The sequence below is a fragment of the Pseudomonas sp. 1L-B-1-E-C1 genome (assembly GCF_057291835.1).
On sequence record NZ_JBXAWN010000012.1, the window covers coordinates 149976 to 176136 of the forward strand.

Annotated in this window: 23 protein-coding genes; 19 read left to right on the forward strand and 4 right to left on the reverse strand. The window is 58.3% G+C overall.

Annotated elements, in window-relative coordinates; all coding sequences use genetic code 11:
* The first annotated feature begins 294 nt into the window (after positions 1-294).
* The 3 genes from AC0Z4S_RS21160 to AC0Z4S_RS21170 all read left to right on the forward strand — a co-directional run bounded on the left by AC0Z4S_RS21160 (position 295) and on the right by AC0Z4S_RS21170 (position 3352).
* A complete protein-coding gene (locus tag AC0Z4S_RS21160; RefSeq protein ID WP_485624462.1) occupies positions 295-1146 on the forward strand; it encodes a glycine betaine ABC transporter substrate-binding protein in 852 nt (283 codons plus the stop codon).
* 239 nt (positions 1147-1385) lie between these two features.
* Positions 1386-1697, forward strand: coding sequence for a DUF485 domain-containing protein (locus AC0Z4S_RS21165; RefSeq protein WP_253500472.1), 312 nt, complete (start codon positions 1386-1388; stop codon positions 1695-1697).
* A complete protein-coding gene (locus AC0Z4S_RS21170) occupies positions 1694-3352 on the forward strand; it encodes a cation acetate symporter (RefSeq protein ID WP_471880370.1) in 1659 nt (552 codons plus the stop codon). The genes AC0Z4S_RS21165 and AC0Z4S_RS21170 overlap by 4 nt, the downstream gene beginning before the upstream one ends.
* 983 nt (positions 3353-4335) lie before the next feature.
* Here the strand turns inward: AC0Z4S_RS21170 and gltA are convergent.
* Positions 4336-5625 carry a citrate synthase gene (gltA, locus tag AC0Z4S_RS21175; protein ID WP_217863979.1) on the reverse strand — a complete coding sequence of 430 codons (1290 nt, stop codon included), beginning with the start codon at positions 5623-5625 and terminating at the stop codon, positions 4336-4338.
* 363 nt (positions 5626-5988) lie between these two features.
* Between gltA and sdhC the strand changes: the two genes are divergently transcribed.
* From sdhC to AC0Z4S_RS21235, 12 genes are all read left to right on the forward strand, one after another.
* A complete protein-coding gene (gene sdhC / locus AC0Z4S_RS21180) occupies positions 5989-6363 on the forward strand; it encodes a succinate dehydrogenase, cytochrome b556 subunit (RefSeq protein ID WP_325719133.1) in 375 nt (124 codons plus the stop codon).
* Entirely contained in the window at positions 6357-6725 is a 369-nt protein-coding gene (gene sdhD / locus AC0Z4S_RS21185; protein ID WP_008049683.1) for a succinate dehydrogenase, hydrophobic membrane anchor protein, read from the forward strand. Before sdhC ends, sdhD begins: the two co-directional genes overlap by 7 nt.
* A 3-nt stretch (positions 6726-6728) precedes the next feature.
* Complete coding sequence (sdhA, locus tag AC0Z4S_RS21190) at positions 6729-8501, forward strand: succinate dehydrogenase flavoprotein subunit (RefSeq protein ID WP_042607585.1); 1773 nt, start codon at positions 6729-6731, stop codon at positions 8499-8501.
* Positions 8502-8512: 11 nt separating this feature from the next.
* The gene (locus tag AC0Z4S_RS21195) at positions 8513-9217 is read left to right on the forward strand and encodes a succinate dehydrogenase iron-sulfur subunit (RefSeq protein WP_016773675.1); all 705 of its coding nucleotides are present in this window, start codon (positions 8513-8515) and stop codon (positions 9215-9217) included.
* 251 nt (positions 9218-9468) lie between these two features.
* Positions 9469-12300 (forward strand): 2-oxoglutarate dehydrogenase E1 component, encoded by a 2832-nt coding sequence (locus tag AC0Z4S_RS21200; protein WP_123418772.1) that lies wholly within the window; start codon positions 9469-9471, stop codon positions 12298-12300.
* Positions 12301-12344: 44 nt separating this feature from the next.
* A complete protein-coding gene (odhB, locus tag AC0Z4S_RS21205; RefSeq protein WP_485624463.1) occupies positions 12345-13571 on the forward strand; it encodes a 2-oxoglutarate dehydrogenase complex dihydrolipoyllysine-residue succinyltransferase in 1227 nt (408 codons plus the stop codon).
* Positions 13572-13679: 108 nt separating this feature from the next.
* On the forward strand, positions 13680-15116 hold the full coding sequence (gene lpdA, locus AC0Z4S_RS21210) for a dihydrolipoyl dehydrogenase (RefSeq protein WP_042607587.1): 1437 nt from the start codon (positions 13680-13682) through the stop codon (positions 15114-15116).
* Between the two features lie 182 nt (positions 15117-15298).
* Positions 15299-16465, forward strand: coding sequence for an ADP-forming succinate--CoA ligase subunit beta (sucC, locus tag AC0Z4S_RS21215; protein WP_253500474.1), 1167 nt, complete (start codon positions 15299-15301; stop codon positions 16463-16465).
* Positions 16465-17349 carry a succinate--CoA ligase subunit alpha gene (gene sucD / locus AC0Z4S_RS21220; RefSeq protein WP_253500475.1) on the forward strand — a complete coding sequence of 295 codons (885 nt, stop codon included), beginning with the start codon at positions 16465-16467 and terminating at the stop codon, positions 17347-17349. The genes sucC and sucD overlap by 1 nt, the downstream gene beginning before the upstream one ends.
* 403 nt (positions 17350-17752) lie before the next feature.
* Entirely contained in the window at positions 17753-19066 is a 1314-nt protein-coding gene (gene brnQ / locus AC0Z4S_RS21225; protein ID WP_485624464.1) for a branched-chain amino acid transport system II carrier protein, read from the forward strand.
* 257 nt (positions 19067-19323) lie between these two features.
* Positions 19324-20061: a DUF599 domain-containing protein gene (locus AC0Z4S_RS21230; RefSeq protein ID WP_253500477.1), complete on the forward strand. Its 738-nt coding sequence runs from the start codon at positions 19324-19326 to the stop codon at positions 20059-20061.
* Positions 20061-20462, forward strand: coding sequence for an MAPEG family protein (locus AC0Z4S_RS21235; protein ID WP_485624465.1), 402 nt, complete (start codon positions 20061-20063; stop codon positions 20460-20462). The genes AC0Z4S_RS21230 and AC0Z4S_RS21235 overlap by 1 nt, the downstream gene beginning before the upstream one ends.
* 62 nt (positions 20463-20524) lie before the next feature.
* Here AC0Z4S_RS21235 and AC0Z4S_RS21240 read toward each other — a convergent pair whose 3' ends face one another.
* Positions 20525-20761, reverse strand: a complete 237-nt coding sequence (locus AC0Z4S_RS21240) for a hypothetical protein (RefSeq protein WP_007959016.1) — start codon at positions 20759-20761, stop codon at positions 20525-20527.
* Positions 20762-20919: 158 nt separating this feature from the next.
* On the opposite strand from AC0Z4S_RS21240, the gene AC0Z4S_RS21245 reads away from it, so the two are divergent.
* From AC0Z4S_RS21245 to AC0Z4S_RS21260, 4 genes are all read left to right on the forward strand, one after another.
* Positions 20920-21396, forward strand: coding sequence for a PaaI family thioesterase (locus tag AC0Z4S_RS21245; protein ID WP_485624466.1), 477 nt, complete (start codon positions 20920-20922; stop codon positions 21394-21396).
* Entirely contained in the window at positions 21393-21845 is a 453-nt protein-coding gene (locus AC0Z4S_RS21250; protein ID WP_130912566.1) for a PaaI family thioesterase, read from the forward strand. The genes AC0Z4S_RS21245 and AC0Z4S_RS21250 overlap by 4 nt, the downstream gene beginning before the upstream one ends.
* Before the next feature lie 81 nt (positions 21846-21926).
* Positions 21927-23831 carry a molecular chaperone HtpG gene (gene htpG / locus AC0Z4S_RS21255; RefSeq protein WP_485624467.1) on the forward strand — a complete coding sequence of 635 codons (1905 nt, stop codon included), beginning with the start codon at positions 21927-21929 and terminating at the stop codon, positions 23829-23831.
* Between the two features lie 69 nt (positions 23832-23900).
* Positions 23901-24629 (forward strand): dienelactone hydrolase family protein, encoded by a 729-nt coding sequence (locus tag AC0Z4S_RS21260; RefSeq protein WP_485624468.1) that lies wholly within the window; start codon positions 23901-23903, stop codon positions 24627-24629.
* Between the two features lie 85 nt (positions 24630-24714).
* Here the strand turns inward: AC0Z4S_RS21260 and AC0Z4S_RS21265 are convergent, their stop codons facing one another.
* Complete coding sequence (locus AC0Z4S_RS21265; RefSeq protein WP_485624469.1) at positions 24715-25587, reverse strand: pirin family protein; 873 nt, start codon at positions 25585-25587, stop codon at positions 24715-24717.
* A gap of 61 nt (positions 25588-25648) precedes the next feature.
* Positions 25649-26065 (reverse strand): OsmC family protein, encoded by a 417-nt coding sequence (locus AC0Z4S_RS21270; RefSeq protein ID WP_042607595.1) that lies wholly within the window; start codon positions 26063-26065, stop codon positions 25649-25651.
* Positions 26066-26161: the final 96 nt, after the last annotated feature.

Genomic DNA, 26161 nt, shown 5'->3' on the forward strand with positions numbered 1-26161 from the left:
CAGAAGGGCAGGTGGCTTGCAGGCGTTGTACATGCAAAGTTCGGGCGGATTGTCTGGCGCCAATTAATCTCGCTTGATTAATGGCTTTCTGATGTCGTTTCTCGTTGCCTTGAGGTCGCTGACAGAGCAGGTCGCCTGCCGCTTGAGGTTGATGATCAAACCATCAGTACCCTTTTTGAAAAATCGGCTGATGTTCGGTGTGTGAGGTCCGGCGTGATGGGGGCGCTGTGCACCATAACAATACGTTGACGATGCCCGGCATCCGTCGGGCGCAGCATTTCGGGGAAGTAAACGATGAAGATGCGACGACTTTTAGGCGCAGGTGCCGTTCTGGCGCTTGCGATGAGTTCCACTTTCGCCAACGCTGAAAAACAGACCCTGAACATCGGTTACGTTGACGGCTGGTCCGACAGCGTCGCGACCACCCACGTCGCGGCCGAAGTGATCAAACAGAAACTCGGTTATGACGTGAAGCTGCAGGCCGTCGCCACCGGGATCATGTGGCAGGGCGTGGCCACCGGCAAACTCGACGCCATGCTCTCGGCCTGGCTGCCGGTGACCCACGGTGACTACTGGACGAAAAACAAGGATCAGGTCGTCGATTACGGCCCGAACTTCAAGGACGCGAAAATCGGCCTGATCGTGCCTGAGTACGTCAAAGCCAAATCGATCGAAGACCTGAAAACCGACGACACCTTCAAAAACCGCATTGTCGGCATCGACGCCGGTTCAGGCGTGATGCTCAAGACCGATCAGGCGATCAAGGATTACGGTCTGGACAAGTACAGCCTCAAGGCCAGTTCCGGCGCCGGCATGATTGCCGAGCTGACCCGCGCCGAGAAGAAAAACGAATCCATCGCCGTCACCGGTTGGGTGCCGCACTGGATGTTCGCCAAGTGGAAACTGCGCTTCCTCGACGACCCGAAAGGCGTGTATGGCCAGGCTGAAACCGTCAACAGCATCGGCAGCAAAGGCCTGGAAGCCAAGGCACCGGAAGTGGCCAAGTTCCTGAAGAACTTCCAGTGGGCCTCGAAAGACGAAATCGGCGAAGTGATGCTGGCGATTCAGGACGGCGCCAAGCCTGATGCAGCGGCCAAGGACTGGGTGGCCAAACACCCGGATCGCGTAGCTGACTGGACCAAATAACAGCTTCACCGCTAAACCTGTGGGAGCGAGCCTGCTCGCGAATGCGATCTGTCGGTTGATGCGATATCGACCGATAGGACGCCTTCGCGAGCAGGCTCGCTCCCACAGTTGTTTTTGTGTGTGCTTGAAAATGGCCAGAACATCATGGCCATCTACTACTAAGGTCGTCTGGAACCTCTCCCGCAGCCGCATACATTAGCTACGTTCCAACAATAATCTGTGCTGCGAGGATAAAAACAATGAACGACAGCATTTACCTCTCGATTCAAAACAGTCCCCGATTCAAGGAGCTGGTTCAGAAAAGGGAACGATTCGCCTGGATTCTCTCGGCAATCATGCTTGGGCTCTACTCCGCATTCATCCTGCTGATCGCGTACGGGCCGCACGTGCTCGGGGCGAAAATCAGTCCTGAATCCTCGATCACCTGGGGCATCCCGATCGGTGTCGGCCTGATCATTTCGGCCTTCGTCCTGACCGGCATCTACGTGCGCCGCGCCAATGGCGAGTTCGACGACCTGAACAATGCGATTCTCAAGGAGGCTCAGCAATGATCCGGCGTCTACTGGCTCTTCTGAGCGTTGCCGCGTTCGCACCCGGCGCCTGGGCGGCTGACGCCCTGACCGGTGCGGTGGCCAAGCAACCGCTGAACATCCCGGCGATCCTGATGTTCGTGGCCTTCGTCGGCGCGACGCTGTACATCACCTACTGGGCGTCGAAGAAAAACAACTCGGCCGCCGACTACTACGCGGCGGGCGGCAAGATCACCGGTTTCCAGAACGGCCTGGCAATTGCCGGCGACTACATGTCGGCGGCGTCCTTCCTGGGCATTTCCGCACTGGTGTTCACCTCCGGCTACGATGGCCTGATCTACTCGATCGGCTTCCTCGTTGGCTGGCCGATCATTCTGTTCCTGATCGCCGAGCGCCTGCGCAACCTGGGTAAATACACCTTTGCCGACGTGGCGTCCTACCGCCTCGGGCAAACCCAGATCCGCACGCTGTCCGCCTGCGGTTCGCTGGTGGTGGTGGCGTTCTATCTGATCGCGCAAATGGTCGGTGCCGGCAAGCTGATCCAGTTGCTGTTCGGCCTCGATTACCACGTTGCGGTGATTCTGGTGGGCGTGCTGATGTGCATGTACGTGCTGTTCGGCGGCATGCTCGCGACCACTTGGGTGCAGATCATCAAGGCAGTGCTGCTGCTGTCCGGTGCTTCGTTCATGGCGTTGATGGTGATGAAGCACGTCGGCTTCGACTTCAACACGCTGTTCTCCGAGGCGATCAAGGTGCACGCCAAGGGTGAAGCGATCATGAGCCCGGGCGGTCTGGTCAAGGATCCGATCTCGGCGTTCTCGCTGGGTCTGGCGCTGATGTTCGGTACCGCTGGCCTGCCGCACATTCTGATGCGCTTCTTCACCGTGAGTGACGCCAAGGAAGCGCGCAAGAGCGTGCTGTACGCTACCGGCTTCATCGGCTACTTCTACATCCTGACGTTCATTATCGGCTTCGGCGCGATCCTGCTGGTCAGCACCAACCCGGCCTTCAAAGATGCAGCGGGCGCCTTGCTCGGCGGCAACAACATGGCGGCGGTGCACCTGGCCAATGCGGTCGGCGGCAGCATCTTCCTGGGCTTCATCTCGGCGGTGGCGTTCGCGACCATTCTCGCGGTGGTAGCCGGTCTGACCCTGGCCGGTGCCTCGGCGGTATCCCACGACCTGTACGCCAGCGTGATCAAGAAGGGCAAGGCCAACGAGAAGGATGAGATTCGCGTTTCGAAGATCACCACCATCGCCCTGGCAGTGCTGGCGATTGGTCTGGGCATTCTGTTCGAAAGCCAGAACATTGCGTTCATGGTCGGCCTGGCGTTCTCGATCGCGGCGAGCTGCAACTTCCCGGTACTGCTGCTTTCGATGTACTGGAAGAAGCTGACTACTCGTGGGGCGATGATTGGCGGCTGGCTGGGTCTGGTCAGCGCTGTTGGCCTGATGATTCTCGGCCCGACCATCTGGGTGCAGATTCTGCATCACGAGAAGGCGATCTTCCCTTACGAGTATCCGGCGCTGTTTTCGATGATCATTGCGTTCGTGGGGATCTGGTTCTTCTCGATTACTGACAAGTCGGCAGCTGCGGACAATGAGCGGGCGCTGTTCTTCCCGCAGTTTGTCCGTTCGCAGACCGGGTTGGGGGCGAGTGGGGCGGTTTCGCACTAATCTGTTTTGAGTTCGATCTGAAAAAAGCGCCCTGGTTGAGAGATCGGGGCGTTTTTTTGTGGGCGGTTATCGGACTTTTGCCATGGGATAGTGTGCATATCCGTTGCTGCGGTAACGGCGGCTTAGGGTTTCGCCCTGACGGCGACTCACTTTTTTACAAGCGCCTAAAAAAGTAAGCAAAAAACGCTAGCTCCTACGTTCGGCCCGCTCGCTGGGGCTCGGGGTTCCTTCGCTCCGGGACTGATCCGGGCGCAGCGCCTCCGGTTTGCTTCGCTGCACCTCCTCTCGCTGTGTTTGGCTACGCCAAACGGTCGCTGCGCTCCCACGCCCGGATCAATCCCTCCGCTCAGCCTTCCGACGTCGCCTGTGGATCAAGATCAAGAGCACTCGAGCTAACGCTCATTGTTGAGTGGTGCGGCTTCGCCGCGGGCAGCTGCGCTGCTTTGCTTTTCTGTGGGAGCGAGCCTGCTCGCGAAGGCGATCTGCGAGGCAACCAATTTCTATCGAATTCACGCGATCCAACTGTAGGAGCTGCCGAAGGCTGCGATCTTTTGATCTGGCTCTTGATCTGGCTTTTGCTTTGCTTCGGCTCTTGATCTTTTGCCCCTTCGGCAGGCTTCGTTACGGGATCGATCCGGGTGTGGGAGCGCAGCGACCGTACGACGCAGTCGTACACAGCGGGAGGAGGTGCAGCGAAGCAAACCGGAGACGCTGCGCCCGGATCGATCCCGTAACGAAGGTACCCCGAGCCCCAGCGAGCGGGCCGTACGCCGGGGCAAAGCCTTTTGCTTACTTTTCGGCGTTTGGAAAAGTGAGTCGCTGTAAGAGCGAAACCGCCAGCGGCAGCACCCGAAGCAACGGATATGCCCCCAAAATCCAAGAACCAGTCGGCCCGAAGGCCGCTGAGACCACCAACAAAAACGGCCTCTATATAAGAGGCCGTTCCTGACACACCACTAACCCATCACAAAAAAGCAAAACCCTTATTTGCGATCTTCCAGCTTGGTAATGTCACGCGACTCGTAACCCGTGTACAGCTGGCGCGGACGGCCAATCTTGTAAGGGCTCGACAACATTTCCTTCCAGTGCGAAATCCAGCCGACAGTACGCGCCAGAGCGAAGATCACAGTGAACATGCTGGTCGGAATGCCGATCGCTTTGAGGATGATCCCCGAGTAGAAATCGACGTTCGGGTACAGCGAGCGCTCGATGAAGTACGGGTCGGTCAGGGCGATCTCTTCCAGGCGCATGGCCAGTTCGAGTTGCGGATCGTTGTTGATGCCCAGTTCCTTCAACACTTCGTCGCAGGTCTGCTTCATGACAGTCGCGCGAGGGTCGCGGTTCTTGTAGACGCGGTGGCCGAAGCCCATCAACTTGAACGGATCGTTCTTGTCCTTGGCCTTGGCGATGAACTTGTCGATGTTCGACACATCGCCAATCTCGTCGAGCATGGTCAGCACGGCTTCGTTCGCACCGCCGTGGGCAGGGCCCCACAGTGCGGCAATACCGGCGGCGATACAGGCGAACGGGTTGGCACCCGAAGAGCCGGCCAGACGCACGGTGGAGGTCGAAGCGTTCTGCTCGTGGTCGGCGTGGAGGATGAAGATCCGGTCCATGGCCTTGGCGAGTACCGGGCTGATCGGTTTGATCTCGCACGGGGTGTTGAACATCATGTGCAGGAAGTTTTCCGCGTACGTCAGGTCGTTGCGCGGGTACATCATGGGTTGGCCCATGGAGTACTTGTAAACCATCGCTGCCAGGGTTGGCATCTTGGCAACCAGACGGATCGCGGAGATTTCGCGATGCTGCGGGTTATTGATGTCCAGCGAGTCGTGGTAGAAGGCCGAGAGGGCGCCGACTACACCGCACATGACGGCCATCGGGTGGGCGTCGCGACGGAAGCCGTTGAAGAAAGTTTTCAGCTGCTCGTGAACCATGGTGTGGTTTTTCACGGTGCTGACGAACTGGGCCTTCTGTTCTGCAGTCGGCAATTCGCCGTTGAGCAGCAGGTAGCAGGTTTCCAGGTAGTCCGACTGTTCAGCCAGCTGTTCGATCGGGTAGCCGCGGTGCAACAGAATGCCGTTGTCGCCGTCGATATAGGTGATTTTCGATTCGCACGAAGCGGTCGACATGAAACCCGGGTCGAAAGTGAAGCGGCCCGTGGCCGTCAGGCCCCGAACATCGATTACATCGGGACCAACGGTGCCGGTTAAAATGGGCAGCTCGACGGGGGCTGCGCCCTCGATGATCAACTGCGCTTTTTTGTCAGCCATGTGGCCTCCTATTTATGCTTGAACCATCAGACAGACCCCCCACGCAGGGCCCGCACCACTATAGTGAGATAAATTCGAATGTCAATTTGCCTAAAGTCTTGCTCCAGAAGGCTTTAAGCCGACTTTTTCCTCGAAATTGCCTGCCATTTACGCCTTTTATGCAACTTGTGCAATCCGCTATTGGGGGTAGGTGAACGCGTTGTCATTAGTAGCCTAACTGTCTATACTCGGCCACCGACCGCCAAGGGCTTTTGGGCTTGCTTTCATTGGGGGTCGCATCCCTGGGTGGTGGTTACCTGACCAGTGCACTCCCCAACAACTTTGCCCTGATTGTTAGGGGCTCTTCAGTGTGAAAAAAAAGCCGTGAAAAGCCAACGACCTGTAAACCTAGACCTAAGGACCATCAAACTCCCAGTCACTGCTTACACGTCCATTCTTCACCGTATCTCCGGTGTCATCCTCTTCGTGTGCCTTGCCGTCATGCTTTATGCATTGGACAAGTCGCTGAGCTCCGAGGAAGGCTTCGGTCAGGTGAAAGCGTGTCTGACCAGTCCGCTAGCCAAGCTAGTGATTTGGGGCATCCTGTCCGCTCTGCTGTATCACCTGGTAGCCGGTGTGCGCCACTTGATCATGGACATGGGCATCGGTGAGACGCTGGAAGGCGGCAAACTGGGCTCGAAAATCGTTATCGCCGTTTCCGTGGTGGTAATCGTTCTGGCAGGAGTCTGGATATGGTAACTAACGTCACTAACCTGTCGCGTTCGGGCCTCTATGACTGGATGGCACAGCGTGTGTCTGCGGTCGTTCTCGCGGCTTACTTCATCTTTCTGATCGGATACATCGTCGCCAACCCTGGCCTCGAGTATGCCCAGTGGCATGAACTGTTCGCTCACAACGGAATGCGTATTTTCAGCCTGCTGGCCCTTGTTGCTCTCGGCGCTCACGCCTGGGTCGGCATGTGGACCATCGCGACCGACTACCTGACGCCAATGGCGTTCGGCAAGTCCGCAACGGCGATACGTTTCCTTTTCCAGGCAGTATGCGGCGTTGCGATGTTCGCTTACTTCGTCTGGGGTGTGCAGATTCTCTGGGGTATCTGATTCATGGCTAACATTCCAACGATTTCTTTCGACGCCATCATTATTGGTGGTGGCGGTGCCGGCATGCGCGCTGCGCTGCAGCTGGCACAGGGCGGCCACAAGACTGCGGTGATCACCAAGGTTTTCCCGACCCGTTCGCACACTGTTTCCGCTCAGGGTGGCATCACTTGCGCCATCGCCTCTGCCGACCCGAACGATGACTGGCGCTGGCACATGTACGATACCGTCAAGGGTTCCGACTACATCGGTGACCAGGACGCTATCGAATACATGTGTCAGGAAGGCCCGGCTGCCGTGTTCGAGCTGGACCACATGGGCCTGCCGTTCTCGCGTACCGAGCAAGGCCGCATCTATCAGCGTCCGTTCGGTGGCCAGTCCAAGGACTACGGCAAGGGCGGTCAGGCTGCACGTACCTGCGCTGCGTCCGACCGTACCGGTCACGCGCTGCTGCACACCCTTTATCAGGGCAACCTGAAAGCCGGCACCACGTTCCTCAACGAGTACTACGCTGTTGATCTGGTGAAAAACCAGGAAGGCGAATTCGTTGGTGTGATCGCGATCTGCATCGAAACCGGCGAAACCTCCTACATCCGTGCCAAGGCCACCGTTCTGGCGACTGGCGGTGCAGGTCGTATCTACGCATCCACCACCAACGCCCTGATCAACACCGGTGACGGCGTCGGCATGGCTCTGCGTGCTGGCGTGCCGGTACAAGACATCGAAATGTGGCAGTTCCACCCGACCGGCATCGCCGGCGCTGGTGTACTGGTTACCGAAGGTTGCCGTGGTGAAGGTGGTTACCTGATCAACAAGCACGGCGAGCGTTTCATGGAGCGTTATGCTCCGAACGCGAAAGACCTGGCTGGTCGTGACGTAGTTGCCCGTTCGATGGTCAAGGAAATCATCGCTGGCAACGGTTGCGGTCCGAATGGCGACCACGTAATGCTCAAACTCGACCACTTGGGCGAGGAAGTGCTGCACAGCCGTCTGCCAGGCATCTGCGAACTGTCGAAGACTTTCGCCCACGTCGATCCGGTAGTTGCGCCGGTGCCGGTTGTTCCAACCTGCCACTACATGATGGGCGGCGTTGCCACCAACATTCATGGCCAGGCAATCACCCAGAATGCCGAAGGTCAGGACCAGATCATTCCTGGCCTGTTTGCAGTAGGCGAAGTGGCTTGCGTATCGGTACACGGTGCGAACCGTCTGGGCGGCAACTCGCTGCTCGACCTGGTGGTATTCGGTCGCGCTGCCGGCCTGCACCTGGAAAAGGCGTTGACCGATGGCATCGAATACGACGACGCTACCGAGTCCGACATCGAAGCTGCACTGTCGCGTCTGAACGCGCTGAACAACCGTACCGACGGTGAAGACGTTGCCACCCTGCGTCGCGAGCTGCAAAGCTGCATGCAGAACTACTTCGGTGTATTCCGTACCGGCGAATACATGCAGAAGGGCATCGCTCAGCTCGCTGATCTGCGTGCTCGCATCGCCAACGTGAAGATCAACGATAAGTCGCAGGCGTTCAACACTGCACGTATCGAAGCGCTGGAACTGCAAAACCTGCTGGAAGTGGCTGAAGCTACCGCCATCGCGGCCGAAGTACGTAAAGAGTCCCGCGGCGCTCACGCCCGTGAAGACTTCGAAGACCGTGACGACGAAAACTGGCTGTGCCACACCCTGTACTTCCCGGGTGACAAGCGCGTCACCAAGCGTGCCGTGAACTTCTCGCCGAAGACTGTTCCGACTTTCGAACCTAAAGTCCGGACTTATTAAGGGTGACCGCCATGTTGCAAGTCAGTGTTTATCGCTACAACCCTGATCAGGACGCTGCGCCGTTCATGCAGGATTTCCAGGTCGATACCGGTGGTAAAGACCTGATGGTGCTGGACGTGCTGGCCCTGATCAAAGAGCAGGACGAAGGGTTCTCCTATCGTCGCTCCTGCCGTGAAGGCGTCTGCGGCTCCGACGGCATGAACATCAACGGCAAGAACGGTCTGGCATGCATCACGCCGCTGTCTGCCGTTGTAAAAGGTAACAAGCTGATCGTTCGTCCGCTGCCAGGTTTGCCGGTTATCCGTGACCTGGTCGTCGATATGAGCATCTTCTACAAGCAATACGAGAAGGTGAAGCCTTACCTGCAGAACGACACGCCGGCTCCGGCCATCGAGCGTCTGCAGTCGCCAGAAGAGCGTGAAAAGCTCGACGGTCTGTACGAGTGCATCCTGTGCGCCTGCTGCTCGACCTCTTGCCCGTCCTTCTGGTGGAACCCGGACAAGTTCCTCGGTCCTGCTGCGCTGCTGCAAGCCTACCGCTTCCTGGCAGACAGCCGCGACACCAAGACCAGCGAACGTCTGGCTTCACTGGACGACCCGTTCAGCGTTTTCCGCTGCCGGGGCATCATGAACTGCGTCAACGTATGTCCGAAAGGCCTGAACCCGACTAAGGCCATCGGTCACATCCGTAACATGCTGCTCTCGAGCGGCGTGTGATTCAGCTGCTGTAACCGTTGCACCGTAGAGGCTGTGGCGCGGGCTTCAACCCGCGTCATGGCTATAACCAGAGCCGTAGCCATAAGCTGCAGCTCTTCTTTTGAAGAAATGAGACAAGCAGGGGCATCCGGGCTGGTACCCGGACTATCAGTGTGATCCTAGGTGGCTTGTTTTAGTCGCTGCATTCGGACTTCTGCAAGTTTGCTCGGTGTCGACACCGATGGTGTTCCCCTAACCGAGGGTGACCAAGCATGCAAGAAAGCGTGATGCAGCGCATGTGGAACAGCGCCTACCTTTCAGGTGGAAACGCTGCCTATGTGGAAGAGCTTTATGAGCTCTACCTGCACGACCCTAACGCTGTGCCAGAAGAGTGGCGCACCTACTTTCAGAAGTTGCCAGCCGACGGCAACTCTGCCACTGATGTTTCGCACTCGACGATTCGCGATCATTTCGTGCTGCTGGCAAAGAACCAGCGCCGCGCCCAACCGGTTTCCGCCGGCAGCGTGAGCAGTGAGCACGAGAAGAAGCAAGTTGAAGTGCTGCGATTGATCCAGGCCTACCGTATGCGTGGCCACCAGGCAGCCCAGCTTGACCCGCTGGGGCTGTGGCAGCGTCCTGCACCTGCAGACCTGTCGATCAATCATTACGGCTTGACCAATGCCGATCTTGATACGACCTTCCGTGCCGGCGACCTGTTCATCGGCAAAGAGGAAGCGAGCCTACGCGAAATTCACGAAGCGTTGCAGCAGACATATTGCCGCACCATCGGCGCTGAATTCACGCACATCACCGATTCCGAGCAGCGCCAGTGGTTCCAGCAGCGTCTGGAAAGCGTGCGTGGTCGTCCGACGTACTCCGCCGACATCAAGAGCCACCTGCTTGAGCGCGTGACTGCCGGTGAAGGCCTGGAAAAATACCTGGGCACCAAATACCCGGGCACCAAGCGTTTCGGTCTGGAAGGCGGCGAAAGCCTGATTCCGATGCTCGACGAACTGATCCAGCGTTCCGGCTCGTACGGCACCAAGGAAGTCGTCATCGGCATGGCCCACCGTGGCCGTCTGAACGTACTGGTCAACACCTTCGGCAAGAACCCGCGCGAGCTGTTCGACGAGTTCGAAGGCAAGAAGAAGGTCGAACTCGGTTCCGGTGACGTCAAATATCACCAGGGCTTCTCGTCCAACGTGATGACCACCGGCGGTGAAGTTCACCTGGCCATGGCGTTCAACCCGTCCCACCTGGAAATCGTTTCCCCGGTGGTCGAAGGTTCGGTGCGCGCCCGTCAGGACCGTCGCAACGACCTGACCGGCGAGAAAGTCCTGCCGATCTCCATCCACGGTGACGCGGCATTCGCCGGTCAGGGCGTGGTGATGGAAACCTTCCAGATGTCGCAGACCCGCGGTTTCAAGACCGGCGGTACCGTGCACATCGTGATCAACAACCAGGTTGGTTTCACCATCAGCAACCCGCTGGACTCGCGTTCCACCGAGTACGCCACCGACGTTGCCAAGATGATCCAGGCGCCGATCCTCCATGTGAATGGTGATGATCCGGAAGCCGTGCTGTTCGTGACCCAGCTGGCCATCGACTACCGCATGCAGTTCAAGCGTGACGTGGTGATCGATCTGGTCTGCTACCGTCGTCGCGGCCACAACGAGGCCGACGAGCCGAGCGGCACCCAGCCACTGATGTATCAGCAGATCACCAAACAGCGCACCACCCGTGAGCTGTACGCTGAGCGCCTGACCCAGGCCGGTGTCCTCGACGCTGAACGTGTCCAGGCCAAGGTCGACGAATACCGCAACGCGCTGGACAACGGTCTGCATGTGGTGAAATCGCTGGTCAAAGAGCCGAACAAAGAGCTGTTCGTCGACTGGCGTCCATACTTGGGCCACGCCTGGACTGCGCGTCACGACACGCGTTTCGATCTGAAGACCCTGCAAGAGCTGTCCGCCAAGCTGCTGGAAATTCCGGAAGGCTTCGTGGTTCAGCGTCAGGTCGCGAAGATCTACGAAGACCGTCAGAAGATGCAAGCCGGCGGCCTGCCGATCAACTGGGGTTACGCTGAAACCATGGCGTACGCGACCCTGGCATTCGAAGGTCACCCGATCCGCATGACCGGTCAGGACATCGGCCGCGGTACGTTCTCGCACCGTCACGCTGTGCTGCACAACCAGAAAGACGCGGGCACCTACATTCCGCTGCAGAACCTGTACGACGGTCAGCCACGTTTCGACCTGTACGACTCGTTCCTTTCGGAAGAAGCGGTGCTGGCATTCGAATACGGTTACTCGACCACCACGCCAAACGCGCTGGTGATCTGGGAAGCCCAGTTCGGCGACTTCGCCAACGGTGCACAGGTCGTGATCGACCAGTTCATCACCAGCGGCGAGCACAAGTGGGGCCGTCTCTGCGGTCTGACCATGTTGCTGCCACACGGCTACGAAGGCCAGGGCCCTGAGCACAGCTCGGCACGTCTTGAGCGTTACCTGCAGCTGTGCGCCGAGCACAACATTCAGGTGTGCATGCCGACCACGCCAGCGCAGATCTACCACTTGCTGCGTCGTCAGGTGATTCGTCCGCTGCGCAAGCCGCTGGTCGTGCTGACGCCGAAGTCGCTGCTGCGCCACAAGCTGGCCATCTCGACGCTGGAAGATCTGGCTGAAGGTTCGTTCCAGACCGTGATCCCGGAAATCGATGCACTGGACCCGAAAAAGGTCGAGCGCGTGGTTCTGTGCAGCGGCAAGGTCTACTACGACCTGCTGGAAAAACGCCGTGCCGAAGGCCGCGAAGATATTGCCATCGTGCGTATCGAGCAGCTGTATCCGTTCCCTGAGGACGACTTGAAAGAAGTCCTGGCTCCGTACACCAACGTCAAACATGCCGTCTGGTGTCAGGAAGAGCCGATGAACCAGGGTGCCTGGTACTGCAGCCAGCATCACTTGCGTCGCAGCATCGCCAACCTCGACAGGACTCTCGTACTCGAGTACGCGGGCCGTGAGGCGTCGGCTGCCCCAGCTTGTGGTTATGCATCGATGCACGCCGAGCAGCAGGAAAAACTGCTGCAAGATGCTTTCACTGTTTAACGCCTTCGCGCTGACTGAAACCGAATTTTAAGGACCCACAGATAATGGCTATCGAAATCAAAGCCCCGTCATTCCCGGAATCGGTTGCCGATGGCACCGTTGCCACCTGGCACAAGAAACCAGGTGAGGCCGTCAAGCGTGACGACCTGATCGTCGACATCGAAACCGACAAGGTCGTGCTCGAAGTGTTGGCTGAAGCGGACGGCGTGCTGGGCGCAATCGTTGCCGAAGAGGGCGCTACCGTTCTGTCGAACCAGGTCCTGGGCTCGATCGAAGAGGGCGGCGCTGCTGCCGCTGCTCCAGCCGCCGCTGCTGCTCCGGCTGCTACTGCCGCTGCCGCACCGGCCGCTGCTGATGGCGAAGATGACCCGATCGCTGCTCCGGCTGCACGCAAGCTGGCTGAAGAAAACGGCATCAACATTGCTTCCGTTGCCGGCACCGGCAAGGGCGGTCGTGTAACCAAGGAAGACGTGGTAGCCGCTGTTGCTGCGAAGAAAGCCGCTCCGGCTGCCGCGCCTGCCAAGGCTGCCGCTCCTTCGGCCGCTGCGCCTGTGTTCGCTGCCGGCGACCGCATCGAGAAGCGCGTACCGATGACCCGCGTACGTGCCACCGTGGCCAAGCGTCTGGTTGAAGCCCAGTCGAACATGGCGATGCTGACCACGTTCAACGAAGTCGACATGACTGAAGTCATGGCTTTGCGTTCGAAGTACAAGGACCTGTTCGAGAAGTCGCATAACGGCGTACGCCTGGGCTTCATGTCGTTCTTCGTCAAAGCGGCCACCGAAGCGCTGAAGCGTTTCCCGGCTGTTAACGCATCGATCGACGGCGCTGACATCGTTTACCACGGCTACGCTGACATCGGCGTTGCCGTTTCCAGCGACCGTGGCCTGGTGGTACCGGTTCTGCGTAACGCCGAACTGATGAGCCTGGCTGAAATCGAAGGCGGCATCGCAACATTCGGCAAGAAAGCCCGTGACGGCAAACTGTCGATGGACGAGATGACCGGTGGTACCTTCACCATCACCAACGGTGGTACCTTCGGTTCGATGATGTCGACGCCAATCGTCAACCCGCCGCAGGCAGCGATTCTGGGCATGCACAACATCATCCAGCGTCCAATGGCCATCAACGGTCAGGTCGTGATCCGTCCGATGATGTACCTGGCACTGTCCTACGATCACCGTCTGATCGATGGCAAAGAAGCTGTGACCTTCCTGGTGACCATCAAGAACCTGCTGGAAGATCCGGCTCGTCTGTTGCTGGATATCTAAAAAGCAGCTGCAAGCTTTCAGCTACAAGCCTCAAGCTCAAGGCGAGCGGGTGGGCTTGCAGCTTCAAGCTTGCGGCTTGTAGCTTTATTGCTAAAGAGGATTTTTTGAATGTCGCAGAAATTTGACGTAGTAGTGATCGGTGCCGGCCCTGGTGGCTACGTAGCCGCCATCAAGGCTGCTCAGTTGGGCCTGACCACTGCCTGCATCGAGAAGTACACCGACGCAGAGGGCAAGCAAGCCCTGGGCGGTACCTGCCTGAACGTGGGTTGCATTCCTTCCAAGGCGCTGCTCGACAGCTCGTGGAAATACAAGGAAGCCAAAGAGAGCTTCAACGTTCACGGTATCTCGACCGGCGAAGTCAAAATGGACGTCGCTGCGATGGTTGGCCGCAAGGCTGGCATCGTCAAGAACCTGACCGGCGGCGTTGCCACCCTGTTCAAGGCCAACGGCGTTACTTCGATCCAGGGCCACGGCAAGCTGCTGGCTGGCAAGAAAGTCGAAGTCACCAAGCCGGACGGCTCGGTTGAAGTCATCGAAGCGGAAAACGTCATCCTCGCGCCAGGTTCGCGTCCGATCGACATTCCACCGGCTCCGGTCGACCAGAAAGTCATCGTCGATTCGACTGGCGCTCTGGAATTCCAGTCCGTTCCTAAACGTCTGGGCGTGATCGGCGCTGGCGTGATCGGTCTGGAACTGGGTTCGGTATGGTCGCGTCTGGGTTCCGAAGTTGTAGTTCTGGAAGCGCTGGACACTTTCCTGATGGCAGCGGACACCGCTGTTTCCAAGGAAGCCCTGAAAACCCTGACCAAACAGGGCCTGGACATCAAGCTGGGCGCTCGCGTTACCGGTTCGAAAGTCAACGGCGAAGAAGTCGTCGTCAACTACACCGATGCCAACGGCGAACAGACCATCACTTTCGACAAGCTGATCGTAGCCGTTGGTCGCCGTCCGGTGACCACTGATCTGCTGTCTGCCGACTGCGGCGTGGAAATCGACGAGCGCGGTTTCATCGCGGTCGATGACCATTGCGTCACCGCTGTACCGGGCGTCTTCGCCATTGGTGACGTGGTTCGCGGCATGATGCTGGCCCACAAGGCTTCGGAAGAAGGCATCATGGTTGTCGAGCGCATCAAGGGCCACAAGGCTCAGATGAACTATGATTTGATCCCTTCGGTTATTTATACTCACCCGGAAATCGCGTGGGTTGGCAAAACCGAGCAGGCGCTGAAGGCCGAAGGCGTTGAAGTCAACGTCGGCACCTTCCCGTTCGCCGCTTCCGGCCGTGCCATGGCTGCCAACGATACCGGTGGTTTCGTCAAGGTCATCGCCGATGCGAAGACCGACCGCGTATTGGGCGTGCACGTGATTGGCCCGAGCGCTGCGGAACTGGTTCAGCAGGGCGCGATCGGCATGGAATTCGGCACCAGCGCTGAAGACCTGGGCATGATGGTTTTCTCCCATCCGACCCTGTCCGAAGCCTTGCACGAAGCTGCTCTGGCAGTGAATGGCGGCGCCATCCACATTGCCAACCGCAAGAAGCGTTAAGACACAATAAGAAACCACGGCGGTAGCGGCCCGTCGTGAGCCTTGCGAGCAAGACTCACCGCGGAATGTCCGCCGGACGCAGTCTTGCGTAGCTCCGCTACGCAAGCAGCAGTCACAGGTGGCGCGGCACTCAAACGAGCGCAGCGCCGAATGCGCAGTACCTAACGAAGACGGTAAAAAGCATGAATCTTCACGAGTATCAGGGTAAGCAGCTGTTCGCTGAATACGGCCTGCCAGTTTCCACTGGTTACGCAGTAGACACCCCGGAAGCAGCAGCAGAAGCTTGCGACAAGATCGGCGGCAACGAGTGGGTCGTCAAAGCCCAGGTTCACGCCGGTGGTCGCGGTAAAGCGGGCGGCGTAAAGCTGGTTCGCAGCAAAGAAGACGCCAAAGCCTTCGCACAGCAGTGGCTGGGCAAGCGTCTGGTGACTTACCAGACTGACGCCAATGGCCAGCCAGTCACCAAGATCCTGGTTGAATCGTGCACTGATATCGCTAAAGAGCTGTACCTGGGCGCTGTCGTTGACCGTTCGAGCCGTCGCATCGTGTTCATGGCTTCCACCGAAGGTGGCGTGGACATCGAGAAAATCGCTCACGACACGCCAGAAAAAATTCTCAAGGCCACTATCGATCCACTGGTTGGCGCTCAGCCATCCCAGGGTCGCGAGCTGGCATTCCAGCTGGGCCTGGAAGGCAAGCAGGTCACTCAGTTCGCCAAGATCTTCGTAGGTCTGGCCAAGCTGTTCAAAGACCACGACCTGGCTCTGCTGGAAGTGAACCCGCTGGTGATCAAGGCTGACGGCGATCTGCACTGCCTCGACGCGAAGATCAATATCGACGCCAACGCCATGTACCGTCAGCCCAAGCTGAAGGCTTTCCACGATCCGTCGCAGGACGATCCGCGCGAAGCGCACGCTGCCAAGTTCGAGCTGAACTACGTAGCCCTGGAAGGCAACATCGGCTGCATGGTCAACGGTGCCGGTCTGGCCATGGGTACCATGGACATCGTCAACCTGCACGGCGGCAAGCCAGCCAACTTCCTCGACGTAGGCGGTGGTGCTACCAAAGAGCGCGTGACCGAAGCTTTCAAAATCATTCTGTCCGACAGCAATGTCGCTGCAGTACTGGTTAACATCTTCGGCGGCATCGTTCGTTGCGACATGATTGCCGAAGGCATCATCGGTGCAGTGAAAGAAGTCGGCGTGAAAATCCCGGTTGTTGTTCGTCTTGAAGGCAACAACGCTGAACTGGGCGCTAAAGTACTGGCAGAAAGCGGTTTGAACATCATCGCTGCTACCAGCCTGACCGACGCTGCTCAACAAGTCGTTAAAGCTGCGGAGGGCAAGTAATGAGCGTCCTGATCAATAAAGACACCAAAGTCATCTGCCAGGGCTTCACCGGCGCACAGGGTACTTTCCACTCCGAGCAAGCCATTGCCTACGGCACCAAAATGGTCGGCGGCGTGACTCCAGGCAAGGGTGGTACCACTCACCTGAACCTGCCTGTGTTCAACACTGTGAAAGAAGCTGTAGCAGCCACTGGCGCCACCGCCAGCGTGATCTACGTTCCGGCTCCTTTCTGCAAGGACTCGATCCTGGAAGCGGCCTTTGGCGGCATCAAGCTGATCGTCTGCATCACCGAAGGCATTCCTACCCTGGACATGCTGGACGCCAAGGTCAAGTGCGACGAACTGGGCGTGGTCCTGATCGGCCCTAACTGCCCAGGCGTGATCACCCCAGGCGAATGCAAGATCGGCATCATGCCAGGTCACATTCACTTGCCAGGCAAGGTCGGTATCGTTTCGCGTTCCGGCACCCTGACCTACGAAGCTGTGAAGCAGACCACTGATGCCGGTTTCGGTCAGTCGACTTGCGTCGGTATCGGCGGTGACCCGATCCCGGGTTCGAACTTCATCGACATCCTGAAGCTGTTCCAGGAAGACCCGCAGACCGAAGCGATCGTAATGATCGGCGAGATCGGCGGTTCGGCTGAAGAAGAAGCGGCTGCCTACATCAAGGCAAACGTGACCAAGCCGGTTGTTTCCTACATCGCTGGTGTGACTGCTCCTCCTGGCAAGCGCATGGGCCATGCTGGCGCAATCATCTCTGGCGGCAAAGGCACTGCAGACGAGAAATTCGCTGCACTGCAAGACGCAGGCGTAAAAACCGTGCGTTCGCTGGCAGACATCGGCAAGGCCCTGGCCGAGCTGACTGGCTGGGAAGTGAAGAAGTAAGCTTCGGCTGACTTTTAGCTCCAGCAACAAAGGCCACCTTCGGGTGGCCTTTGTCGTTTCTGCTGATTGGAAGATCAAAAGATCGCAGCCTTCGGCAGCTCCTACAGGAGAAATGCATTCCGAATGTAGGAGCTGCCGAAGGCTGCGATCTTTTGCGTTGTGCCTCTTATTCTGAAAATAAGATATGTAAACGCGACACTGAAACGTCGCGTATCGGATAGTTCGCCCTCTAACAGTGCGTTTGTCAGCCAAATTCGTTAGGCTGGCAGCCATTTTTGCGTCCGCCGCCCACAAGGCAGCCACGCGCTTTAAGGGTCAGTCCCATACGGATCGACAGCATTTCCCTAATCCAACAGGGCAATCCCCCTCTAAATTCCGATTTCAGTAGTGTGGTATTACCTTAATGAAAGTTTTGAAAGGTCAGGACATCCTGGCACTTGGTTTTATGACGTTTGCCCTGTTTGTCGGGGCCGGTAACATCATCTTCCCGCCGATCGTCGGCTTGCAGGCTGGACCTCACGTCTGGATGGCGGCGCTGGGCTTTCTGATCACCGCCGTAGGTTTGCCGGTGATCACCGTGGTGGCGCTGGCCAAGGTCGGCGGTGCCATGGATGCATTGAGCAGCCCGATCGGCAAGATCGCTGGCGGTATCCTCGCGGCGGCGTGCTATCTGGCGGTGGGGCCGCTGTTCGCCACCCCGCGTACCGCGACCGTATCGTTCGAGGTGGGTCTGGCGCCGTTGACCGGCGAGAGCCCGCTGGCGCTGTTCCTCTACAGTTCGGTGTACTTCCTGCTGGTGTTCTTTGTTTCGCTCTACCCTGGGCGTTTGCTGGATACCGTCGGCCGCTTCCTCGCGCCGCTGAAAATCATTGCGCTGGCAGTATTGGGCATCGCCGCGTTCGCCTTGCCGGCGGGTGATATCGGTCACGGCACACCGGAATACGTCGCCGCGCCATTTTCGCAAGGGTTCATCAATGGTTACCTGACCATGGACACCCTCGGCGCACTGGTGTTCGGCATCGTTATCGTCAACGCGATCCGCTCCCGTGGCGTCGAGTCGCCGGCGCTGATCACCCGTTACGCGATCATTGCTGGCCTGATTGCCGGTGTCGGTCTGGCGCTGGTGTATGTCAGTCTGTTCCGCCTCGGTTCCGGCAGCCATGAAGTCGCGGTCGGTGCCACCAACGGCGCGGCTGTGCTGCATGCCTACGTGCAACACACTTTCGGTTCGCTGGGCAGTGGTTTCCTCGCGGTGCTGATCTCGCTGGCCTGTCTGGTTACGGCGGTCGGCCTGACCTGTGCCTGCGCTGAATATTTCAGCCGTGTGCTGCCTCTGTCCTACAAGACTCTGGTGATTATCCTCGCGGCGTTCTCGCTGCTGGTATCTAACCTCGGTCTGACCAAGCTCATTGCCTTCTCGATTCCGGTGCTCACCGCGATCTATCCGCCGTGCATCGTTCTGGTCGCGCTGAGCTTCTGCAAGGATTTCTGGCATGAGCACGCACGCATTCTTGGCCCAGTGATGCTGGTGTCGTTCCTGTTCGGCACCATCGACGCCTTGAAGGGCGCCGGTCTGGCCGACTGGATGCCGGCACAGCTGTCGCACTTGCCGCTGAGCGAGCAGGGGCTGGCGTGGCTGGTGCCGTGCGTGATGACCCTGGTGGTTGCCGTGGTGTGCGATCGCCTGCTGGGCAAGCGCAGCGAAGTCACTGCCTGACGTGATTCGACCCGCCACAAGCGGGTCGAGCACGGTTAAACAGAAATGCCCCGTATCAATCGATACGGGGCATTTTTTATGCGTGTGAGGCAGTGTCTTTTTTGCTGAGCTAACGTCGAAGGGTTGCTTAGCTTTTATGTAGGAGTGAGCCTGCTCGCGATAGCGGTTTTTCAGGCACGTCAGTATTTGATTGAAAACCGCTATCGCGAGCAGGCTCACTCCTACAGGTACAGCGTTTACATTTCACAAGGAATTGCATGTCGTTCATCCAAGCCAATCTGATCCACCTGCTCGCCGCCGTCTGGTTTGTCATCTGCTGGGGCGGCTATACCCGTTATGCCACCTGGAAGGCCCGCGACACGGCGTGTCTGGCCAGCGTGTTGCACCTGTACCGCGAAGACTGGATGCGCCGCATGTTGCTGCGTGACAACCGTATTGCCGACGCTAGCGTGATCGGCAATCTGGAGCGCAACGCCTCGTTCTTCGCTTCCAGCACGCTGATCATCCTCGCCGGTATTCTCACCGTGCTTGGTGCGTCCGAGCGTGCGGTGTCGCTGTTGGCGGATATTCCGATGGTGCAGCAGGCGTCGCAGGGCATGTCGGAGATCAAATTGCTGTGTCTGGCATTGGTGTTCGTCTACGCGTTCTTCACGTTCAGCTGGTGCATGCGGCAGTACAACTTCGCCGCGATTCTGGTCGGCTCGGCACCGATGATTGGTGAGCGTCAGGTGACCGAGCAGGAACGCAAGGCGTTCGCTTCGCGGGCGGCGCGGGTGATCTCGATGGCGGCCAACCAGTTCAACTTCGGCCTGCGTTCTTACTACTTCGGTATGAGCATGCTCGCGTGGTTCGTCAGCCCGTGGCTGTTCATGATCATGAGCGCGGGAGTCGTGGTGGTTTTGTATCGCCGCGAGTTTCATTCCGACGTTCTCGATGTCATGGTCTATACCCCTACAGAGGCGCCCGTCCCTGAGGCGAACAAAGAGGCTGTTTGATGAGTATTCCGTTCTGGTGTGTGTTTATCAGTGCTTTATTGATCTACGTGGCGCGTATGCCGGTGGCCAAGGCCATGAAAGCGCAGGGCGGTTACGACAATCATCTGCCGCGCCAGCAACAGGCGCAGTTGACCGGGTTCGGTGCCAGGGCCCTGGCGGCCCATCAGAACAGTATCGAAGCCTTTATCCTGTTCGCGGTCGGTGTGCTGATGGCCCACACCACGCAAACCGCAGGCTGGCTGATCGATGCGCTGGCGATCATCTTCGTGATCTCGCGAATCTTCTATCTGTGGTTCTATCTGGCCGACCTGGCGAAGTTACGCAGCCTGATGTGGCTAGTTGGCTTCATCTGCTCGTTGTTGCTGATGATTAGTCCGACTTTTAGAACCGTGTTGCTATAACCGGTAAATCGCAGGCAAAAGAAAACCCGCACTTGGCGGGTTTTCTTTTCACACCAGAAAGCTTATTGCTTTTTGGCGGCTTCTTCTTGAGCAGCGGCGTTCGATTCAGCCTGAGCTTTGGCAGCTTCGGCGTTTTCTTTTGCTGCGTCGTTCACTTTATCCTGAGCTTTGTTCATGTCTTGCTGAGCCTGCTCAGCATGTTGGTTGGCATCTTGAGCTTTGTCCTCGGATTTTTTATCGCAGGCAGCGAGACCGAGGGAAGCGGTCAACATCAAGGCAATAGCTAAAGTCTTACGCATGGGGTGTATCTCCTTATGGAAAATAACTACTGGCCTTAAGAGCTTGGCGCTACGGGTTAAGTTCCTCATTTGTTTCAGATATATAAGTTTGTTTTATCACGGAACTTTTGCCGTTTTTCTCACTACTGGCACAAGGCCTTAATGCGAGTATTTATCAAATGGCCCAAACCCCCGTTTTTGAGCGCGCGACGCGCTTTTTATCGGCATTGCGCCACTGTCAGGTCTTGGGTCTGCAAGTGCACAGCGCCTCCAGCGAAGGACTGACGGTGATCCTGCCCTACAGCGAAAAAATCGTCGGCAATCCCGAAACCGGAGTCATCCATGGCGGTGCCATCACCTCGTTGATGGACACCGCTTGCGGTATGTCGACTCTGTGCGTGCTGCCAGAGTTCGAAGTCTGCCCGACCCTCGATCTGCGCATCGACTACATGCACGCCGCTGAACCGCACAAAGCGGTGTACGGCTTCGCCCAGTGCTACCGCGTCACCACCGACGTGATCTTTGCCCGTGGTTTTGCCTACCAGGACGATCCCCAGCAACCAATCGCCCACGTCGTCGGCACATTCATGCGCATGGGCATTGGCCTCAAGGGCAGCAAAGGCTTCGCCGGCGCGATCAAGGGAGCCCGCCAATGAGCAACGACCTCAGGGAGCAGCTGCAACAGGCCCACGCGCTGGGCGATTACGCGCCGCTGCTGGCATTGATCCCTTATGCCGGGTTGATCGGCATCGAGTGCTCGCGGGTGGGCGATGAGTTGCTGTTCAAGCTACCGGCGAATAAGGACAACATTGGTAACCCTTTATTGCCGGCGATCCACGGCGGGGTGATTGCCGGCTTCATGGAGCTGGCCGCAGCCCTGCATCTGCTGATTTTCACCGGCACGCCGGGTGTGCCGAAAATCATCGATTTTTCCCTCGATTACCTGCGCGCCGGGCAGTTTCGCGACACTTGGGCCAGGTGCCAGGTCTGCCGGCAGGGCCGTCGCGTGGCCAACGTTGCGGTCACGGCGTGGCAGAGTACCGAGGCCGAACCGATCGCCACCGCCCGCGCGCACTTCAAAATCGATGAGCCCTTGAAATCCTGAACAGCGCCCCCAACTCAGATGACAACCCGCCGCAGACCATTCGGGTCGCGGCCAATGCCATCTGATTGGAGTTTGATGACCATGAGTGTGGAAACTCAAAAGGAAACCCTGGGCTTCCAGACCGAGGTAAAGCAGCTGCTGCACCTCATGATCCATTCGCTGTATTCGAATAAGGAAATTTTCCTTCGCGAATTGATCTCGAACGCCTCTGACGCCGTCGACAAGCTGCGCTTCGAAGCCCTGGCCAAGCCTGAGTTGCTCGAAGGTGGCGCTGACCTGAAAATCCGTGTGAGCTTCGACAAGGACGCCAAGACCGTCACTCTCGAAGACAACGGTATCGGCATGAACCGTGACGATGTGATCACCCACCTGGGGACCATCGCCAAATCCGGCACCGCCGATTTCATGAAAAACCTGTCCGGCGATCAGAAGAAAGATTCGCACCTGATCGGCCAGTTCGGTGTGGGCTTCTACTCGGCCTTCATCGTCGCCGACAAGGTTGATGTCTACAGCCGTCGCGCCGGCACCGACGCCAGCGAAGGCGTGCACTGGTCGTCGAAAGGCGAGGGCGAGTTCGAAGTCGCCACCATCGACAAGCCAGAGCGCGGCACCCGCATCGTCCTGCACCTGAAGTCCGGTGAAGACGAATTCGCTGATGGCTGGCGTCTGCGCAACATCATCAAGAAGTACTCCGACCACATCGCTTTGCCGATCGAGCTGCCGAAGGAAGTCACTCCGACCGAAGGCGAAGAGGCACCGGCCGTTGAATGGGAAACCGTCAACCGCGCCAGCGCCCTGTGGACCCGTCCGCGCACTGAAGTGAAGGATGAGGAATACCAGGAGTTCTACAAACACATCGCTCACGACTTCGAGAATCCGCTGTCGTGGAGCCACAACAAGGTCGAAGGCAAGCTCGAGTACAGCTCGCTGCTGTACGTTCCGGCCCGCGCGCCGTTCGACCTGTACCAGCGTGAAGCGCCGAAGGGCCTGAAGCTGTACGTGCAGCGTGTGTTTGTAATGGATCAGGCCGAGTCGTTCCTGCCGCTGTACCTGCGCTTCATCAAGGGCGTGGTTGATTCCAATGACCTGTCGCTGAACGTGTCGCGTGAGATCCTGCAGAAAGACCCGATCATCGATTCGATGAAAACCGCGCTGACCAAGCGTGTGTTGGACATGCTGGAAAAACTGGCGAAGAACGAGCCTGAGCAATACAAAGGCTTCTGGAAGAACTTCGGTCAGGTCATGAAAGAAGGCCCGGCGGAAGACTTCGCCAACAAAGAGAAAATTGCCGGTCTGCTGCGTTTCGCATCGACCCAAGGCGACGACGGCGAGCAAATTGTCGGTCTGGCTGACTACCTGGCCCGCGCCAAGGAAGGTCAGGACAAGATCTACTACCTCACCGGCGAAACCTACGCGCAGGTCAAGAACAGCCCGCACCTGGAAGTCTTCCGCAAGAAAGGCATCGAAGTGCTGCTGTTGACCGACCGCATCGACGAGTGGCTGATGAGCTACCTCAGCGAGTTCGACGGCAAGACCTTTGTCGACGTGGCGCGTGGTGACCTCGATCTGGGCAACCTGGACTCGGAAGAGGACAAGAAAGCTGCAGAAGAAGTCGCCAAGTCCAAAGAAGGTCTGGTCGAGCGTCTGAAAACTGCGCTGGGCGATTCCGTGGCTGAAGTCCGCGTATCCCATCGTCTGACCGATTCGCCGGCGATTCTGGCCATCGGCGAACAGGATCTGGGCCTGCAAATGCGCCAGATCCTCGAAGCCAGCGGGCAGAAAGTCCCGGATTCGAAGCCGATCTTCGAATTCAACCCGAGCCACCCGCTGATCGAGAAACTCGATGGCGAGCAGAGCGAAGAGCGTTTTGGCGATCTGTCGCACATCCTCTTCGACCAGGCCGCCCTGGCGGCGGGCGACAGCTTGAAGGATCCGGCCGCTTACGTGCGCCGTCTGAACAAGCTGCTGGTTGAACTGTCGGTTTGATCACGTTGTAGGAAAAACCCGCTTCGGCGGGTTTTTTCGTTCTGGTGTCTACACAATCAGGAGTCAGAAATGAGCCAAGTCACTGTACGTTCCGTGGTCTATCAGATTGACGGTCAAGCCTATGAGGGGCGCCTGGCGTTCGACGCCGAGCATAAGGCCGTGCGCCCGGGTTTGCTGATGGCGCCGAACTGGATGGGCGTCAGCGCCGGCGCCGAAGACATCGCCAAAGCGGTGGCGGCCAAGGGTTATGTTGTATTGATCGCGGATGTCTACGGTCAGACCGTGCGTCCGCAAAATGCTGATGAGGCGCTTGCAGCGATGATGCCGCTCAAGGACGACCGCGCGTTGCTGCGCAAACGCCTGCAAGTGGCCTTCGAGCAATTGCAAAGCCAGGGCGAAGCGGCGGTTGATAAGTCGAAACTGGCGGTATTCGGTTTCTGCTTCGGTGGTTGCTGCGCGCTGGACCTGGCCCGTACTGGCGCGCCGGTGAAAGCGGCGGTGTCGTTCCACGGCACGCTGGATTCGCCGAACCCGGCGGATGCGCAGAACATCAAGGGCTCGGTGCTGGTGCTGCATGGCGCGTCCGATCCGTTGGTGCCGAAGGAGCAACTGCCGGCGTTCGAAGATGAAATGAACGCGGCGAAGGTTGACTGGCAGTTGCTCAGCTACGGCGGTGCGGTGCACTCGTTCACCGATCCACACGCCAATGTGCCGGGCAAGATGATGTACGACGAAAAGATCGCCAAGCGCGCGTTCAAGTCGATGCATGATTTGCTGGATGAAGTGTTCAACGGCTGATTGCCCTCAGATCAAAAGATCGCAGCCTTCGGCAGCTCCTACATGAATCCGGTGTAGGAGCTGCCGAAGGCTGCGATCTTTTGCTTTAACGGCTTGCCGGTAGTTCGATCCGCTCGACTTCCCCTGGCACCGTCGGCCAATCCCCGGCCGCCCATTTGCGCCGTGCTTCATCAATCGCCGCCGGATCGCTGGCGACGAAATTCCAGTTGATCCGCCTCGGCCCGTCCAGCGGCGCGCCGCCGAACACCACCGCGTGCACATCGCTTTCAGCAAACAGACTCATTTCTTCGCCAGCGGGCAACACCACCAGCGCATGCGGCTCAACCGCCTCGCCATTCAACTGCGCATCACCGCTCAACACATACACCGCGCGTTCTTCATGCTCGGCCGGAATCAGCAATGTGGTCGCGGTCTGCATTTTCACTTCGGCATACAGCGTAGGAGAAAGCACCGGCACCGGCGATTCAAGGCAAAAGCCCGACCCGGCAATCATCCGAATCTGCACGCCAAGGTTATCGCTGACCGGTAACGTCGCTGCCGGGTGATGGCTGTAATGGCCCGGGCCCTGTTCGTGAGTCTTGGGCGAGGCCAGCCAGACTTGCAGGCCGTGCAGAGTGAAGGTTTCGGCGAGCAGTGGCGCAGGCGTGCGCTCGACATGGGCGATGGCGCTGCCAGCGGTCATCCAGCTGACATCGCCGGCACGGACCACCTGATCGGAGCCCAGACTGTCCTTGTGCTGCAGTTGTCCTTCAAACAGATAGGTAAGCGTCGACAGACCGATGTGCGGATGCTGTCGGATATCCATGCCTTTGCCCGTCGGATAAATCGTTTCGAGCATGTGGTCGAAAAACACGAAAGGCCCGACGTTGCGGCATTTGGCTGACGGCAGCGGGCGCAGGATCGGCTGGCCTTCTACGTCTTCGGCGCGCGGGCGGATGATCAGGAGTGGCATGTCCATGGTGCATTCCAGGCTGAGCGGGTGATGCCAGAAGCATAACCCGCCGCTGGCATCGGGAGGATTATTGGCTGTCGAAGCCTTGTGGCGCGTGGGTTTCGATGCTGACTTCGCTGGTGGTCATCAGCTTGTGAATCGGGCAGCGATCCGCGACTCTCAGCAGTTCCTCGCGCTGAGCGTCGGTCAGTACGCCCTTGAGCGTCAGGGTGACATGCAGGGCGTATTTGCCTTTCTGCTCTTCGCTGTTGTCGCGCTTGACTTCGACACCCACGCCGGTCAGCGGGATGTCTTTTTTCTTCGCGTACATCTTCAGGGTCAGCGCTTTGCAGGCGCCGAGGGCGGCGTCGAAATAGTCGTGCGGCTCCGGCGCGGTGCCTTCGCCACCGGCGGTTTTCGGTACGTCGGCAAACAATTCGTGGTCGTCGATCTGGACGGTATGACGAAAACCTTCGGCAGAGACGGTATTGACGGTGACAGTCATGGAAACCTCACAGGCGGCAGGAAAAATCGTTCGATCAAAACAGACCTTGCAGTTATAGAGCATTCCCAGCGGTTCGCGTTCCGCTTTTCGGCGGGG

Bases quoted from the DNA above. Each gene is read 5' to 3' on its own strand.
- AC0Z4S_RS21170 (WP_471880370.1), top strand. From the start codon at position 1,694: ATGATCCGGCGTCTACTGGCTCTTCTGAGCGTTGCCGCGTTCGCACCC.
- odhB (WP_485624463.1), top strand. From the start codon at position 12,345: ATGGCTATCGAAATCAAAGCCCCGTCATTCCCGGAATCGGTTGCCGAT.
- AC0Z4S_RS21265 (WP_485624469.1), bottom strand. From the start codon at position 25,587: ATGGACATGCCACTCCTGATCATCCGCCCGCGCGCCGAAGACGTAGAA.
- AC0Z4S_RS21260 (WP_485624468.1), top strand. From the start codon at position 23,901: ATGAGCCAAGTCACTGTACGTTCCGTGGTCTATCAGATTGACGGTCAA.
- sdhD (WP_008049683.1), top strand. From the start codon at position 6,357: ATGGTAACTAACGTCACTAACCTGTCGCGTTCGGGCCTCTATGACTGG.
- sucC (WP_253500474.1), top strand. From the start codon at position 15,299: ATGAATCTTCACGAGTATCAGGGTAAGCAGCTGTTCGCTGAATACGGC.
- AC0Z4S_RS21245 (WP_485624466.1), top strand. From the start codon at position 20,920: ATGGCCCAAACCCCCGTTTTTGAGCGCGCGACGCGCTTTTTATCGGCA.
- brnQ (WP_485624464.1), top strand. From the start codon at position 17,753: ATGAAAGTTTTGAAAGGTCAGGACATCCTGGCACTTGGTTTTATGACG.
- AC0Z4S_RS21240 (WP_007959016.1), bottom strand. From the start codon at position 20,761: ATGCGTAAGACTTTAGCTATTGCCTTGATGTTGACCGCTTCCCTCGGT.
- AC0Z4S_RS21250 (WP_130912566.1), top strand. From the start codon at position 21,393: ATGAGCAACGACCTCAGGGAGCAGCTGCAACAGGCCCACGCGCTGGGC.
- AC0Z4S_RS21200 (WP_123418772.1), top strand. From the start codon at position 9,469: ATGCAAGAAAGCGTGATGCAGCGCATGTGGAACAGCGCCTACCTTTCA.
- AC0Z4S_RS21235 (WP_485624465.1), top strand. From the start codon at position 20,061: ATGAGTATTCCGTTCTGGTGTGTGTTTATCAGTGCTTTATTGATCTAC.
- lpdA (WP_042607587.1), top strand. From the start codon at position 13,680: ATGTCGCAGAAATTTGACGTAGTAGTGATCGGTGCCGGCCCTGGTGGC.
- gltA (WP_217863979.1), bottom strand. From the start codon at position 5,625: ATGGCTGACAAAAAAGCGCAGTTGATCATCGAGGGCGCAGCCCCCGTC.
- AC0Z4S_RS21165 (WP_253500472.1), top strand. From the start codon at position 1,386: ATGAACGACAGCATTTACCTCTCGATTCAAAACAGTCCCCGATTCAAG.
- htpG (WP_485624467.1), top strand. From the start codon at position 21,927: ATGAGTGTGGAAACTCAAAAGGAAACCCTGGGCTTCCAGACCGAGGTA.
- sucD (WP_253500475.1), top strand. From the start codon at position 16,465: ATGAGCGTCCTGATCAATAAAGACACCAAAGTCATCTGCCAGGGCTTC.
- sdhA (WP_042607585.1), top strand. From the start codon at position 6,729: ATGGCTAACATTCCAACGATTTCTTTCGACGCCATCATTATTGGTGGT.
- AC0Z4S_RS21160 (WP_485624462.1), top strand. From the start codon at position 295: ATGAAGATGCGACGACTTTTAGGCGCAGGTGCCGTTCTGGCGCTTGCG.
- AC0Z4S_RS21230 (WP_253500477.1), top strand. From the start codon at position 19,324: ATGTCGTTCATCCAAGCCAATCTGATCCACCTGCTCGCCGCCGTCTGG.
- AC0Z4S_RS21195 (WP_016773675.1), top strand. From the start codon at position 8,513: ATGTTGCAAGTCAGTGTTTATCGCTACAACCCTGATCAGGACGCTGCG.
- AC0Z4S_RS21270 (WP_042607595.1), bottom strand. From the start codon at position 26,065: ATGACTGTCACCGTCAATACCGTCTCTGCCGAAGGTTTTCGTCATACC.